Here is a 14,611-nt window from a genome sequence, read left to right on the forward strand (position 1 = left end):
TTATCGTATATACTCCTAGGTATGGCTCAGGGAAATTCCGCTCGTGATAAACTTCTGCAGCAAAATAAAAAACGATACATCAGGTTGAAGGTCGACAGGTTTTTAAGGGCTGCAGTTTTTATTGGTGCTAGCGTATTAGCGCTGAACGGCTGTACTCCCCGGCCAGAGGACCTGAGGGTCGGTTTTGTCTCCACCCTCTCGGGCAGGGATAGCCGTATGGGGATTGATGAGCGCCGGGGAATTACCCTGGCAGTGGAGGAGATGAATTCCCAGGGCGGGATGCAACTGGCCCCGGGATTGCGGCGGCCTGTGAACCTTCGGATACTCGATGACGGAGGGACTCCCGAGGGTGCACGTTCTGCAGTCAGCCGGCTCATTCAGGGGGGCGTGGATGTTGTTATCGGGTTGCAGACCAGCGGGTTAACTGCCGCAGGGTTGGAGGTCGCCCAGGAAAACCGGACGGTTATGATCTCTCCCTCAGCTACCTCTAAGCAGTTTAGTGCCCGGGATGATTACTTTTTCCGGGTTGTGAACAGCACCCAAGATGAGGCGCGCTCCCTGGCCCGGTATCTGGAGGCCAATGATCTGATTCCACGTCGGCGGATTGCTATGGTGGTGGATATTTCCAATGCGGTATACACCCTGGCATGGTCAGAGGATTTAGAGTACTTTCTCCGGGAACTTGCAGACACCGACACGGGGGACTCGGTCATCTTTGAACAAACCTTCTATAATGCCTTGGAAGGTTCGGGGGATGGCGCCGATGATGTTGATTACCCTGGGGTGCTTGCAGAGCTGGGAGATTTAGGGGACTACGATGCCCTGGTTATTGCTACCGGGGCAATAGATGCGGGCTTTTTCGCCCAGATAATCCGTCAGCAGGGTTTTACGGGAACCTTGGTGGGGTCTCGGTGGGCGAAAAGCATGGATCTTATTTATACCGGAGGGCCGGCGGTGGAGGGTATGATTTTCTCTGAGATGTACGATCCGTCCCTGGAAACCCCGGAATTTCTGGATTTTATTCAGCGCTTTCAAAGCCGATTCGGGGAAGACCCTAATTTTTCTTCCATGCATAGCTATGAGACCATGCTGTATCTCCAGGCGGGCCTGTCCACCATGGATTCTCGGGAACTTCGCGGGCACATTGAAGGCCCCGCCCTACGGCAGGCCTTGTCCGGGGTGCGCAGGTTCCCCGGGGTTACCGGGCCTGTGGAGGTGGATGAATTCGGCGATGCCCGGCGGCCTCAGGTGGTTCTCCGGATTGAGAACCGGGCATACCGGAGGATTGACTGATGAAGGGCCAATCACGAAAACCGGGTTTCAAAATCCGAATCTCCACCATGCTTATTCTCAGTTTTGTGTGCCTGTCCCTGCTTCCGATCCTGATTACCGGGACCATTCTGGCCCGGGATTTTACCACATCCCTCAGCAGCCTGATTCTGGAGAAGAATCAGGCTATCATCACCAGCTTGGTTCAGGATGTAGAATCATTCCAAGGGCAGCAGGTTTCTATGCTGACCCTGCTGCGTAATCTTGGGGAAGACAGCCCAGCGGATCGGCTGCGGATTATGGAGACCATCCTGAGCCAGAATCCCCAGATCAACCGTATTTACCATCTTTCGTGGGACGGCCGAGTACAACAAACCGTTCCGTCCCAGCAGGATCTCATTGGCCTAGACCTATCCTACCAACCGTACATCCGCCATGCCATGGCTGATCAGAGTAATTGGACCAGGGGCGGGGTGCAGTGGTCGAATACCTTTCTGTCTCCCGATGAGGGCACGCCGGCAGTGGCTGCGACCATCGGGGCTCCCAGTGGACTGTATTCCTTCACCTTGGATCTCTCGATTCTCAACAATTTTCTGTACTCCCAGTCCGATACATCCCGGGAATTCGCCTTTATCCTGGATGAACGGGGCACCTTCATAGCCCATCCTCAGCTGACACCGGTTTTGCAGAGGGAGGATTTCCGGGGAAATCCCGGGGTGCGGGAGCTGCTCCAGGATTCGGAATTGCGGATTGCACGTCACCAGGACGAGGGGTACACTGTTTTGCTGGAGCGGTTACCGGATATTGGCTGGATAGCGGGCTATAACCAGCCCCTGGATGTGGCCCGGGGATCGGCAGCGGATTTTCAACAGACAACCCTGCTGTTCGCCGCCCTTTTCCTGCTCATTACCCTGGCGTCAAACCTTATTCTGGTCAGTTCTTCCTTGAAGCCTATCAGCAATCTCGCCTATCTGAGCCAGCGGATCCGCCAGGGTGATTATGGGGTTGCGGTGCCGTCTTCCCGGTTGCGGGAGGTTTCGGTGGTGAGTGATAACTTTCGAATTATGGTGGATGCTATCAGGGAGCGGGAGCGGGATTTACGGGATTTCAATGCCACCTTGGAAGATCGGGTCGCCCTGCGTACCCGGGAATTGAATCAATCCCTGGAAGATCTTCGCCATGCCCAGAACCAGCTCATCGTGTCTGAAAAAATGGCTGCCCTGGGACAGCTCGTGGCCGGGGTTGCCCACGAGATGAATACCCCCCTGGGGGTAAGTGTGACCGCCCTCAGCTCCCTGATTCAGGAACTACACACCCTGCGTCAGGACTTTGACCAGGGCAGTATTCGGCGGAGCCAGATGGAGGAGTTCCTTGCTGTAGGCGGGGAGACGGCGGCGATTTTGGAATCCAATATTAACCGGGCTGTAGAGATTGTCACCAGTCTCAAGCTTCTGGCGGTGGATCAAAACCTGGATGAATGGCGGGAATTCAACCTTCGGGAATACCTGGACCGGATTGTCTTCAGCCTGAGTCCGGAGCTGAAAAAACAAGGTGCGGTCTGTGAGCTTCAGTGTCCCCAGGATGTGAAGATGCGAAGTTTTCCAGGAGCGCTCTCCCAGGTGGTGACCAACCTGGTAATGAACAGTCTTGTTCATGCCTTCGGCGATCGTATATCCGTGCCCCGGATCTGGATCATGTGCACTAGTGAGAATGGCAGGATCAATATTGAGTACCGGGATAACGGACTTGGCTTGGGGGCTGCGGATCCCGGCCGGATTTTTGACCCCTTCTATACCACCAAACGCGGAGGTGGCGGTACGGGTCTGGGACTGAACATTGTCTATAACCTGGTTACAAACCGACTTCGGGGGCAAGTACGCTACCTAGGACCGAATAATCCCGGCTTGACGACCCCCGAGGAAGAAGCGGGCCAGGTACCCGAAGGCCCCGGGGTGGTCTTTCTGGTATCCATAGAACGGGATGTTACCACCGGCCGCGAATAGACGGCATTACCGGCTAGGTGGGAGGGTGTTCAACGTCCCGGATGATCTCTTCGGGGGTAATAACACCCAGGGATAGGGCAGCCCGGATTATTCCACGCTGGTCGTAGATTCCAAGTTTCTGTTGGATGTGGAAGCGATGGACGGACGCAGTTTTCGCACTGATACCCAGCTGATAGGCGATCTCTTTATAGTTCATACCCCGGGTAAGCAGGGCAAATACGTCCTGCTCCCGGGAGGTAAGGGTGGCGAAGGCGGACATGAGTGGATCGCTCGGATCCACTTCTGCTACTTCTCGGGGCATTAGGGCGGGATGGGTAACAAAGCGGTCAATACTCGGCAGGCTTTGAAATATTTCTTCCAAGAGCTCCATGGGGGCGTCCTTAAGGATGTACCCCTTGGCCCCGCGTTGGTATGCTTGGCGGACGAATTGTTTTTCTTCGTGCATGCTGAGCACAATAGGGAGGGTGTCTGGAAAATCCTGGTGGATGAGGCTTACCAATTCAAGACCGTTTTCTGTTTTCAGGCTTATATCGATGAATGCCAGATCAATAGTGGTTTCTTTCAGGAGTTTCTCCGCTTGGGATAGTTCTGCTGCCTGATGAATTCGGGCTCCCGGTTCGGTTTTCCGGATGAGCCCGGCAAGGCCTTCTCGAAATAAGGGGTGGTCATCCACCAATAATACGGAGGGTGCCTGTTCCTTCATTTACAACTCCTTTATGGGAATAATAGCCTGGATGCGTACGCCCCCCTGGGAATTTGTGCCAAAAGACATGGTTCCGCGGATAATCTGGATCCGGTCGCGGATGTTCTTCATTCCTGAGCCCTGAGCGGCCGGATTCGACGTGTTCTCTGAATGATCGCCCAACCCCACTCCGTCATCGGAGTACTGGAATATGATTTCCTGACGGGTGCTCCGCAGGGATATGCTGACCTGCCGGGCCCGGCTATGTTTCTGGGCGTTTTGCAGGCATTCCTGAATAATCCGAATGAGTTGGGAGTTTATATGGGGATCTTGGTATGCCATGGGAGAGCCTGTGAGTCCAAGAAGTAGTTCAAAATCACCTGCATCCCGATAGGTTTCTACGAGGTGCTCAATCTGCTGGGTGAAGCCCTGACCGGTTACCCTGGGAAGACTGAGATCCCGGGAGAGGGCCCGAATCTTTTCTATGGCGGTGTGGATATGGGGCTTGGCATCGCTGTTGGATTTAAGTTTCGCCATAGCGAGGGTCTGGGCGACGTCATCATGCAAATCCCGGCTTAACCGGAAGCGGAGATCTTCTTCATAGTGCAGCAGCTGTTTGGTGGTTTCCGAATCCCAGAGGCGTTTTCGTTTTTCAGATTGCAGTTGGTCGAGAAGGGATAGGGATATGACCAGGGAGATCCCCAGAATAATAATCATGATTACCAGAATAACATCCACACTTCGTCCCTGGAGATCGCTCTCATCCTCTAACCGAAGGGACATGGCGTCAGCCAGCTGGGCCAGAATCTCGATTTCTTCGGTCGCAGTTGCTCGGTTTGCCAGGATGCGCGTCATTCTGATGAGAAGGGCATTGAAATCACCATCAATTTTAGCAGTATTGTGGAGAGTTTGGTTCCTCTCAAGGAACTCAGCCAGGTTCCTGACTACCTGGATACGGTCAGGAAGGGGGCTATTCGCTGTCTGCCGCAGGTCGGTCTGAATCCGGATAAGGGAGATGCTTGATGAGAGCAGAGCATCCCGGGATGTGATCAGGGTTTGGAGGATAATTGGAAACAGGACTAGGTATCCGATTCCCAAAAAAAGAAACAAGTTCTGAATGGTAATAGGCCCCCGGGCTTTCATCTCCAATTCCTCTTGTGCAGTAATGGTGTTCTCAGTGTAAGGGACATGAGAGGGGTCCTACAACTAAAAATTATCATAGTGCACAAAAGGTTGTAAACTACACCAGATATAGCGGCGCGCTCCGAAGGCTAACCCAGGGATGGTGTCGCGGAGGCCAAAAGTTACAACCTTTTGCGCACTACAAAAAATTATAAGCCCCGCCGAAGGGGTAGTGGACCTCCGGCGGGGCTTGGGTCGTATGACTGGGGTCCTCAACCGGGACCGAGGGTGATTATTTTTCCGAGAAACTAGCCATTTCTGCCATTTCGAGGGCGGGGCCGGCAAGCTGATTGCGTTTTTCGTGCACAATCGCCTGCACGCCGGTCGACAGGCCGTAGAGGTTAATGAACCCTGTGGCATCCCGGTGGTCGTAGGCGCTCTCGCCGAAGCTTGCAAGATCCTCCAGGTACAGGCTGTATGGGCTTTTACGGCCCACTACGGTAACCCCGCCCTTGTAGAGAACCAACCGCACGCTGCCGGTACAGTACCGGGTTGCCTGTTCCATGTAGGCGTCCATGCTTTCCCGGAAATGGGTAAACCACTTTCCGGCATATACAATGTCGGCGTATCGCAGGGCCATGGAGTTTTTAAGCCCCAGGGTATCGAAGTCCATGGTGATCATTTCAAGTTCACGAAGGGCCTTGTAGAGAACGGTTCCGGCCGGGGTCTCGTATACCCCCCGGCTCTTCATTCCCACCAGGCGGGTTTCCACTAAGTCGGTACGGCCGACGCCGTTTTCCCCCGCAATACGGTTTAATTCTTCCAGGAGCACCAGGGGAGCCTTCTTCTGGCCGTTTATTCCTACCGGGAAGCCCTTTTCGAATTCGATGGTGAGCTCCGTTTCCTGGTCGGGGGCATCCTTGGGACTCTTGGTTAACTGGAACATATCGTTCTCCGGCCGGTTCCAGGTATTCTCCAGAATTCCGCCCTCGTGGCTCATGTGCCAGATATTCCAATCCCGGCTGTAGATATTCTTCTTGCTGATGTTGCCGATGGGAATGTTATGCTTCTGGGCATAATCAATAGCCTGTTCACGGCTTCGGATATCCCAGAGTCTCCAGGGAGCTATGATCTGAAGCTGGGGCGCTAGGGCCTTGTAGGTCAGCTCAAAGCGCACCTGGTCGTTGCCCTTACCGGTACAACCGTGAGCAACCGCATCAGCGCCCTCCTTCAGGGCGACTTCTACCTGCTTTTTTGCCTGGAGGGGCCGGGCAATACTTGTCCCAAGGAGGTATTTCCCCTCGTAGATTGCCCCGGCACGCAGCATGGGCCACAGGTAGTCCCGGGCGAATTCCTCCCGGGCATCAATGATATACAGTTTGGACGCCCCGGATGCATGGGCCTTTTCTTCCATGGCATCCCAGTCTTCCTGCTGTCCGACATTCACACAGACCCCGACGATTTCGGGGTTTCCATAATGTTCCTTGAGCCAAGGAATAATGATGGATGTGTCCAAGCCGCCCGAATAGGCCAGGGCGATTTTCTTTATTGGGTTACTCATACTTCCTCCAGAACCTTCCGCAGTATTTCTATACCGTTGGTAATGTCTTCAGTTGTGATGGTCAGGGGCGGTGCCAGGCGGATAATATCGGTTCCGCTGCGTAAAATGAGGAGACCCGCATCCCGTGCACCGGATATGATTCCCGGCAGCATATCGGGATCCTTGACCTGGATGCCCCGGAGCATTCCCGCACCCTTGAGGCTTCCGAGGCGGCTGGGAAAAGCCTGTACCAGGGCTTCTAACTGGCTCTGCAAAAAGGCTGTCCGCTGGCCGACCCCGGATAAAAACCCCGGGGCAGTAATCTGGCGCCATACCTCCAGAGCTACCCGGGTGGTAACCGGACCACCCCCAAAGGTGGTTCCATGATCCCCCACCTGAACGAGTTCGTTAATCTTTTTCGGCAGGAGGGTGGCAGAGAGGGGCAGGCCCCCGGCAATGGGCTTTGAGAGGGTGATAATATCGGGTTCCAGGCCGACCCATTGGCTTGCGAAGAGGGTTCCGGTCCTTCCAATGCCCGTTTGAACCTCGTCAGCAATGAGAATCACGTCGAATTTCCGACAGAGGTTGTTCAAACTTCGGGCAAATTCCTGGGTCATGCATTCTAATCCCCCTTCACCCTGAACCGGTTCCACGATTACGGCGGTAAAATCAGTATTCAGGGTGGATTCCAATGCCTGGACATCGTTGAAATCGATGAACTCTACCCCGCCGATAAGGGGTTCATAGGGTTTTCTGTATTTCGGCGCATAGGTTACCGAGAGGGCCCCCAAGGTCCGGCCGTGAAAGCCGTTGGTACAGGCCAGTATTTTCGGGCCGTTGGGGGTCTGCTTCCGGCCTGCGTACATCTTGGCGTATTTCAAGGCAGCCTCGTTTGCCTCGGTACCGCTGTTTCCGAAGTGGACTGCTTCGAAGTAGCCCGGATGCTTGTCGGCCTGCCAGGGCTGGTCCTTGGCCAAGGGGCTTGAGGCGGTTACGGCCTGGGCAAATTCTACGGTGGGCCGGGTGGTGTAGAGGTTTGAAACATGGGTCAGTTTCGCTACCTGTTCAGTGGCGGCCTGGATTATTCCCTCGTTTCCGTATCCGAGGCTGTTAACCGCAATACCGCCGGCAAAGTCGAGGTAGCGTTTTCCTTGGATATCAACCAGGAAGCTCCCCTCTCCGCGATCAAAGCAGAGGAACTCCCGGGAATAGTTGTTCGGAAACGGCGGGTTTTTAACAAATGCGTTGGAATATTCTGTGTTCATATGGGTGTATCCTTTCGTTGACGATTGAGATTTTTTTCCGGTCTCTATTCCGGGGTTAGGGCTGTTACCTGGTAATCTTGGTTCCCTTGCTTCCCCGGATGAGCAGGTCCAGATCTCCTTGGTTGTGGTAGTCACCGATGGTGACAGCCTCAACTCCTTGGCTCAGGGCTCCGGCGGAGGCTCGTACCTTGGGGATCATACCCCCCTGGATAACCCCGGACTTGATCTCTTCTTCAATTCCCCGGGGTGTCAGGCTATGGATGACCTCATCGGCCTTCAGAACTCCGGGGATATCGGAGATAAAGATGAGGGATCGGGCCTGAAGGGCCTCAGCCAAGGCCAGAGCAGCATCATCGGCATTGATGTTCAGTCCCTCTCCTTGGTCGTCCACCGAGATGGAACTGAGAATGGGGGTGAATCCCCCGGCGAATTGGTGGGCCACCACCCGGGGATTCACCGATACCACCCGGCCGGTCCGGTTGATCCGGCCGTCCGGGGATTCGCCGATGGATTGGCACTGGAATAGACCTCCGTCGACCCCCGAGAGCCCCACAGCCTCCAGGCCGGCTAAGCAGGCCCGGCGCAGCAGCCGGGTATTCATGCTGCCTCCCAGGACCATGTCGACCAGCCGCATCTCTTCCTGGGTGGTCATCCGGATGCCGTCGATAAACTGGGGCTCCAAGCCGAAATGGCGGGTCAGCTCGCTTACCTCCGCGCCTCCTCCGTGAACCAGGGCAAAATGGTACTGGGCACCCAGCTCAGCCATATCCTTCATAAGACTGTCCAGGCGTTCCATACTGGCGGCCGGCCGGCCGCCGATTTTTACTACGATGATCGGTTTGCTGGTATTCTGACCCATCCCTACACCTCCCCGTGTTCGGGCAGCCCAGTGCGTTCATCGAATCCAAACCGGATGTTCATGTTCTGAACCGCTTGACCGCTGGCGCCCTTGTAAAGGTTGTCGATGACGGACATGAGGAAGATTCTGTCCCCGTCCCGATGCCAGTGGACATCGCAGCGGTTTGTACCCCGAACCTGGCTGGTATCGGGTATGGCTGGGACTATTCGGATCCAGGGGCTGTCCTGGTAGGCGGCTTTGTAGGCCTGGGCAATCTCGGCATCGGAAACCCCCGGGTTAAGCTGGCATGTGGTGGTTACTGCCATGCCCTGTTTTATGGGAACCAGGTGGGGGGTGAAGTAGACGGTGCTGTCTTGTTGCGCCTTCCCGGTTCTCAGACTCACCTCCTGCTGTATTTCCTGGCAGTGACGGTGGCTTGTTCCGGGACTGTAGGCGTTTACGGTTTCCGTCCGTTCACAGAATAACAGGTTCTCCTTGGCCTTCCGGCCTGCACCGGAAATGCCGCTCATAGCGTTAATGATTACATCTCCGGCCACGTACCCCTGACTAATGAGGGGGAGCAGCGGGGTGAGAGATGCAGTGGGGTAGCAGCCCGGGTTCGCAATGAGGGACGCCTTGGTAATCTGGTCGCGATTCCACTCCGCCAATCCGTATACAGCCTCGGCCAGAAGGTCGGGCCGGGGGGGCTCCTGCCCGTAGGCCTTGATAAAGGTGCTATGGTCCTTAATACGGAAATCGGCAGAGAGGTCGATAACCACCGACTGCCCAAAAAAGGGAGCGCAGACCTGGGCGGATTTCAGGTGGGGTAGGGCTGCAAATACAACATCACCCTGGGCTTCGACTGCCTGGTCCAGGGTACAGAAGGCGTTACCACAATCCTTCGTTTTTTCTAAGATAGCATTACCCAGCCCCGGATCAAACTCCAAGAGAGGGGTGCCTGCAATGCTGGATGAGACCGGATAAATCCGGGTAATCTTCGGGTGGTTGCTCAATAATCTGAGCAACACCTGCCCGGTGTATCCTGTAGTGCCTAAAATGACTGCTTTCATTAGTTTATTCCTCCAAGTCGGGGATTTTTCGCCGCAATTCCTGTAAAAAATCTACCTTCGTAAACCCTTCCCGGAGAATGATAAGAACCGTATCGTCCCCGGCGATGGTTCCGAGAATCTCCTCCAGCCCCAGATTATCCAGGGCAATAGCTACGCTGTTCGCGTGACCGGCTAAGGTTCGGATGACTCCGATGTTTGCAGAAAAATCTATTCCCACGTACCCCCGGTGGACATCCTGAAGATAGCTCCTCTCTGATTCCCGCCGTTCTTCTTCGCTGGGCAGGGTATAGTAATACCCGTCCAATCCTTCGCTGATCTTTCCGACCTTCAGGAGCTTTAGGTCTCTGGACAGGGTGGCCTGGGTTACCGAAAACCCCTCCCGCTGCAGGTGGTGCAGCAGATTTTCCTGGCTGTTTATTCGGGTACCTCGGATTATCCGTTTTATGGCCTTCAGGCGAAGGGTACGTTCTTTCACGGCGAACCTCGTATGTTTGTATAATAAATATACTGTAATTATGCAAAAATATACAACTTTTTGGGGTGATTTGCAAGGCTTTGGGGTGATTATTTCCGGGAAAACGGCCGATATATTGAACAGAAGGACGGAGGTAGATGTTCAACCCAGGCTATATACAGGTCTCACTTTCAGAGGATGAAATGACAGCCTCCATAACCCTGCGACGGGCCCCCGACGGTACCGGATTAGAAATGGAGCAGGTACAGGAGGTGCTCTCTATTGAGGGCGTTCAACACGGTGTTGATTGGACAGCCCTCCGGGACGCTCTGTACCGTAGTGCCCAGGGCGAAACCGTTAAGGATGTCGTCATAGCCCGGGGAACTCCGCCCCGTCAGGAGGTGCCCCCGGGCTACCTCTACGCTCCGCAATTCAGGCATCTGGATCCGGTATTCCGCCAGATTCTCCCCCACAATGCCCCGGATGCCGAGGAGCCGGAATTCCAGCCGCCCCCCGGTCAGGTGGATGATCACGGTAGGATCGATTATAAAGAACGCAATACCATTCCCCTGGTGCACGCCGGCCAGCTGTTGGCAATTATGCGGCCCCAGCGTTCGGGAAGGATGGGCACTACCGTCCGGGGCGAAATGGTGGCCTACGAAACAAAGCAGCTCACAGTCCTTGAGCCGGGGGAGAATACCCGTATAGAAGACAACAAGGTATACTCCGAGGCTGATGGCCGCTTTGTCTGGGATAGACAGAACTTCGGGGTCGACACCACCCTGGAACTCAGCGATGATATCGGATACAAAACCGGAAATATCCGATTCCCCGGAGATCTCGTGCTCCGGGGGGGCATTAAGGATCGCTTCAGCCTCTGGGTCGGGGGTGATTTGATCGCAGAAAAGACCCTTCAGGTTTACGATATCTTTGTTGGGAAAAACCTGGAAGCCCGGGAGGGGCTCATTGGGAGGGGGGGACGGTTACGTGTCCGGGGAGATGGAACGGTGAAGTTTATCGAGCATTGTACCGTGGATATCCTGGGATCTCTCTTCCTCCAGGGGGGGGCGCTTACCTCCCGGATCTCCGTTGCGGGATCGGTAATTGGCCCCGAGCATGCCAAAATCGTAGGGGGCGAGCTGATCGCCGGAGGGTCTATGGAGGTCCATGAGGTCGGGAACTCCATGGGAGTGCATACCCGAATTGAATTGGGTGTTAATTTCGTTATGAAACGGACCCTGGAGCACCACCAAGGCCAAATACAAAAATTAGCAATGGAGCGCCAGACGGTCAGCCGCCGGCTAAAGTCCCTGCGGTCCCGGAAGCTCCAGGCCTATTACCAATCTATAACCGAGCAGGAGCTTGCCTTGAATCAGAAGATTGCCGAGCTGCTTGAACAGATCCAACCGAATACCGAGGCGGTTCTCAAGGTTCACGGCACCCTCCATCCCGGCGTGGTGGTATCCATTGCCGGCCAGGACTACAGCGTGGAAACACCCCAAAGCCGCTGCCAGATTCATCTTGACCAGAGTCAGGGGGTAATTACCCTTGGCAGGCTCTAACCTTCCCGAAGAGCATACCGAAGATACCCCCTTCACCCGGGGCTTCCCCCAACTGGAGATGGTCTCCTTGGCTAATCCCTTCGGAGCGGGGTATCTCTGGTACGTGCCGACGGTTGGATCGACCATGGATCTGGCTCGGGAACTGGCAGGTGCCGGGGCGCCCCCGGGAACCGTGGTACTGGCCGGCGCCCAAACCCGGGGGCGTGGACGCCCTTCCTCAGGAAAATCGCCCTGGATCAGCCCCCCGGGACAGTCTCTCTCCATGACCCTGATTCTTGATGCCGATGTGACGCCAGCGCCGCTATCTCTTCGGGCGGGCCTGGGGGTTTGCCGGTACATTGAGGAGGTCTGGCATCTGCCCGCCCGGATCAAGTGGCCGAATGATATCTACCTGGCGGGCCGTAAGGTCGGTGGGATCCTCGTGGAATCCGAAAAGAACCGGATGTATCTTGGTATCGGCGTAAACCTGCTCGGCTCTGTCCGTCTTTCCAGCCCCGGACCGGGCCGTTCGGGAACCGATCCTGAGGCCATCTCCTTGGAAGAGGCCAGAGGTCTCTTCCCCCGTCCGGCGACCCGGACCTCTACCGAGATCCCCGGTGAGGCCTCCGAGGGGGGCTCGGATGAGACCCTTGATGAGACCTCGAGGAGAGGACCGGATACCGCCTCGGCACATCGGCTGTCGGTGCCGTACCTTACTGCCCAGGTTGTCCAACCGATTCTGACCTACCTCTTTGAAGCACAACATGATCGTAAGTGGCTGGCTGGGGTGGGATTCCGGCTTCTGTACAAGAACGAGGGGGTTACCATCGGGGTGCATACCGGGGTTTTCCGCGGACTCTCAGGGGATGGGGCGGCGCGACTCGAGGTCGGGCCGAACCGGGAGATCCTGGTACGCTCCGGTAGCCTCCGGCCGCGTTCTTAACTGCGGATGACCCAGGACTCGCGGAGGGCGGAAAACCGGGGTTCTCCTAGACGTTTAAGGATCGCCGGGCTGTCTCCGGGAGCGCAAACCACCACCGTCAGGTGCTCCAGGATTCCTTGGAGGTGTTTTGCCGGCAGATTACTGTAACACGAGAGCGGGGCGATGCCCGCCCTGGGACTGTCGCTTCCCTTTTCTTTGTACCAGAGCAGGGACCCCGGTAGTATGGAGTCCTGGCTGGCATGGCTGCCGTGCAGCAGGGATAGATCGCCCCGGGGGGTTGAGATCTGCCAGCTATGGGAGCTGCCCGAGGTAAGAAATCGGATGGCCTGATCTGTTTTCGCCAGGGGAAATCGGGGTTTAGGTGATTCGAACGCCCGGAGCACCTGATGACTGGCGGTGGTGAAGCCTTGCCGGCCGGCGAACCGGGTAATGCTAATCCCCGGATCATGCTCCCCCGAGGGATCAGACGCCCCGGCCTTCGGCGGCTCTGCGAACTCCAGAGACCAGGGTACATAGGAATCGAAGACTATCCCGCGGTCTACCCAGGGGTGCTGGATCCACAGCTCAATGAGTAAACCGGGCATACCGTCAATACAGAGGAAGTCGGCAATGGTTCGGCCGGGATGGGTGAAGCCGGAGTGCTGCAGGGTGGTGATCTGGCGCAGACCCCGGGCGGGGCAGCTGTAATCCTCAGTTTCAAAACTAAAGGCGCTTTCTACCTCCCACCGGGCTGATCGGCCGGAAAACTCCGCGCCCCATGCATCCTGGGTTGTCCAAAATGCCTGGTGATTCTCGAAGGTTATGGATTCCAGCCGGCCCTGGGAAAACCCTACGGCAAATCCATCACCCTGAAGCTCGGCACTGCCCAGCATGCTCGCCACCAATTCCCGCTGGGGCATCCTTCTTCCCGGCGACTCGGGAATTTCTTTAGTACCTGCATAGGGTGAAAAACGCCACAGTTCCTGGGTTTGGGAGGCCAGCCTGGCATGGTCGGGGGCGGCATCCCCCGGGGTTGATTCCCAGCCCGGGGGAAACTCGGGGTGAGGGAGATGGTCTGCCGGGATGGGGGGAAGCTCCCGTGCCATCCGGGAGATGAACTGCCACTGGATGCCCCGGCCCTTCTCTTGTTGGAGCCTGTCTGCTTCGAGGAGGGCCTGCAGGGTTTGGGTATCCTCCCGGGAACTCAGGGAAATACTGATAATGGGCGGGCGTTGTTCCATGGTCCTGGTGATGGTGCGGTATAGCCGCAGGGATCCCATCCACGAGAGGATGGCAATGCTACGGGCGGAAATCAGGGGCATCCACTGCCGGATTTCCGGGGTATCGGGGCTCGTAAGGATGAGGCCGGGTTGCCCGTTCTGGTAAACCAGGGCGCCGGAATGGTTCAGAGGGCCCGGGCGATGGGGATCTATCCGTGGCATCAGGGTGCAATGGGGAACCGGGGGGTGGGCCAGGAGGTCTTCCAGTCCGGTGCCCCGGGGGTTGGCAAATCCCCAGAGCTGTTCACGCTCCAAAAGAGATTCCTTCATGAGGGATTGATCGCCGCAGCTATAGCCGGGGTTGATGAGGGCTAGGGTTCCCTGATCACAGAGATCGAGGATTTCCTGGGTAAGCTCCGGAGAGAGACCGTGGTTGCCCGGGAGGTCCCCGGAAACCGTTGAGGTGCCCGGGGCGTTGGAATCACCTTGAAATAAAAAAGGGGGAATCCGCAGATTCAGCCGCGACTCGGGATAAGACCGGGTTAGATTGGTAACCTCGTACAGGAGGGAGTTCCGCTCATCCGGAGGGGTAAGAGCGCTGGGAGTGACCAACAATGCCGCGAGGGGTGGTTTCTTCGGTTTCATTTCACACTATTCTATAAGCAAGGGTGAAAATGAAAAAGAA

The 14,611-nt window shown here is 56.1% G+C and carries 12 protein-coding genes; 4 read left to right on the forward strand and 8 right to left on the reverse strand.

The window, feature by feature from the left end:
* Window positions 1-21: 21 nt before the first annotated feature.
* Complete coding sequence (locus DC28_RS03375) at window positions 22-1,293, forward strand: ABC transporter substrate-binding protein (RefSeq protein ID WP_081941878.1); 1,272 nt, start codon at window positions 22-24, stop codon at window positions 1,291-1,293.
* Entirely contained in the window at window positions 1,293-3,272 is a 1,980-nt protein-coding gene (locus DC28_RS15160; protein WP_052078403.1) for a sensor histidine kinase, read from the forward strand. Before DC28_RS03375 ends, DC28_RS15160 begins: the two co-directional genes overlap by 1 nt.
* Window positions 3,273-3,285: 13 nt before the next feature.
* Here the strand turns inward: DC28_RS15160 and DC28_RS03385 are convergent, their stop codons facing one another.
* From DC28_RS03385 to DC28_RS03415, 7 genes are all read right to left on the reverse strand, one after another.
* Window positions 3,286-3,975 carry a response regulator transcription factor gene (locus tag DC28_RS03385; protein WP_037545944.1) on the reverse strand — a complete coding sequence of 230 codons (690 nt, stop codon included), beginning with the start codon at window positions 3,973-3,975 and terminating at the stop codon, window positions 3,286-3,288.
* Window positions 3,976-5,097, reverse strand: coding sequence for a sensor histidine kinase (locus tag DC28_RS03390; protein WP_037545948.1), 1,122 nt, complete (start codon window positions 5,095-5,097; stop codon window positions 3,976-3,978).
* Window positions 5,098-5,368: 271 nt separating this feature from the next.
* A complete protein-coding gene (locus DC28_RS03395; RefSeq protein ID WP_037545950.1) occupies window positions 5,369-6,637 on the reverse strand; it encodes an argininosuccinate synthase in 1,269 nt (422 codons plus the stop codon).
* The gene (locus DC28_RS03400) at window positions 6,634-7,881 is read right to left on the reverse strand and encodes an aspartate aminotransferase family protein (protein ID WP_037545955.1); all 1,248 of its coding nucleotides are present in this window, start codon (window positions 7,879-7,881) and stop codon (window positions 6,634-6,636) included. The genes DC28_RS03395 and DC28_RS03400 overlap by 4 nt, the downstream gene beginning before the upstream one ends.
* Before the next feature lie 64 nt (window positions 7,882-7,945).
* Window positions 7,946-8,740, reverse strand: coding sequence for an acetylglutamate kinase (argB, locus tag DC28_RS03405; RefSeq protein WP_037545956.1), 795 nt, complete (start codon window positions 8,738-8,740; stop codon window positions 7,946-7,948).
* A 2-nt stretch (window positions 8,741-8,742) separates the two neighbouring features.
* On the reverse strand, window positions 8,743-9,789 hold the full coding sequence (gene argC, locus DC28_RS03410; RefSeq protein WP_037545957.1) for an N-acetyl-gamma-glutamyl-phosphate reductase: 1,047 nt from the start codon (window positions 9,787-9,789) through the stop codon (window positions 8,743-8,745).
* 4 nt (window positions 9,790-9,793) lie between these two features.
* On the reverse strand, window positions 9,794-10,264 hold the full coding sequence (locus DC28_RS03415; RefSeq protein ID WP_037545959.1) for an arginine repressor: 471 nt from the start codon (window positions 10,262-10,264) through the stop codon (window positions 9,794-9,796).
* Between the two features lie 137 nt (window positions 10,265-10,401).
* Between DC28_RS03415 and DC28_RS03420 the strand changes: the two genes are divergently transcribed.
* Both DC28_RS03420 and DC28_RS15165 read left to right on the forward strand, forming a co-directional pair.
* Window positions 10,402-11,805, forward strand: coding sequence for a DUF342 domain-containing protein (locus DC28_RS03420; protein ID WP_037545961.1), 1,404 nt, complete (start codon window positions 10,402-10,404; stop codon window positions 11,803-11,805).
* Window positions 11,792-12,727, forward strand: coding sequence for a biotin--[acetyl-CoA-carboxylase] ligase (locus DC28_RS15165; RefSeq protein ID WP_052078404.1), 936 nt, complete (start codon window positions 11,792-11,794; stop codon window positions 12,725-12,727). Before DC28_RS03420 ends, DC28_RS15165 begins: the two co-directional genes overlap by 14 nt.
* Here the strand turns inward: DC28_RS15165 and DC28_RS03430 are convergent.
* On the reverse strand, window positions 12,724-14,571 hold the full coding sequence (locus DC28_RS03430) for a hypothetical protein (RefSeq protein WP_037545963.1): 1,848 nt from the start codon (window positions 14,569-14,571) through the stop codon (window positions 12,724-12,726). The genes DC28_RS15165 and DC28_RS03430 overlap by 4 nt on opposite strands.
* Window positions 14,572-14,611: the final 40 nt, after the last annotated feature.

It is taken from the genome of Spirochaeta lutea, assembly GCF_000758165.1.
GTDB classification, from domain to species: domain Bacteria; phylum Spirochaetota; class Spirochaetia; order DSM-27196; family Salinispiraceae; genus Spirochaeta_D; species Spirochaeta_D lutea.

Coding starts and splice junctions, on each gene's coding strand:
- DC28_RS03375 (WP_081941878.1), top strand. CDS start 22: ATGGCTCAGGGAAATTCCGCTCGTGATAAACTTCTGCAGCAAAATAAA.
- DC28_RS15160 (WP_052078403.1), top strand. CDS start 1,293: ATGAAGGGCCAATCACGAAAACCGGGTTTCAAAATCCGAATCTCCACC.
- DC28_RS03385 (WP_037545944.1), bottom strand. CDS start 3,975: ATGAAGGAACAGGCACCCTCCGTATTATTGGTGGATGACCACCCCTTA.
- DC28_RS03390 (WP_037545948.1), bottom strand. CDS start 5,097: ATGAAAGCCCGGGGGCCTATTACCATTCAGAACTTGTTTCTTTTTTTG.
- DC28_RS03395 (WP_037545950.1), bottom strand. CDS start 6,637: ATGAGTAACCCAATAAAGAAAATCGCCCTGGCCTATTCGGGCGGCTTG.
- DC28_RS03400 (WP_037545955.1), bottom strand. CDS start 7,881: ATGAACACAGAATATTCCAACGCATTTGTTAAAAACCCGCCGTTTCCG.
- argB (WP_037545956.1), bottom strand. CDS start 8,740: ATGGGTCAGAATACCAGCAAACCGATCATCGTAGTAAAAATCGGCGGC.
- argC (WP_037545957.1), bottom strand. CDS start 9,789: ATGAAAGCAGTCATTTTAGGCACTACAGGATACACCGGGCAGGTGTTG.
- DC28_RS03420 (WP_037545961.1), top strand. CDS start 10,402: ATGTTCAACCCAGGCTATATACAGGTCTCACTTTCAGAGGATGAAATG.
- DC28_RS03430 (WP_037545963.1), bottom strand. CDS start 14,571: ATGAAACCGAAGAAACCACCCCTCGCGGCATTGTTGGTCACTCCCAGC.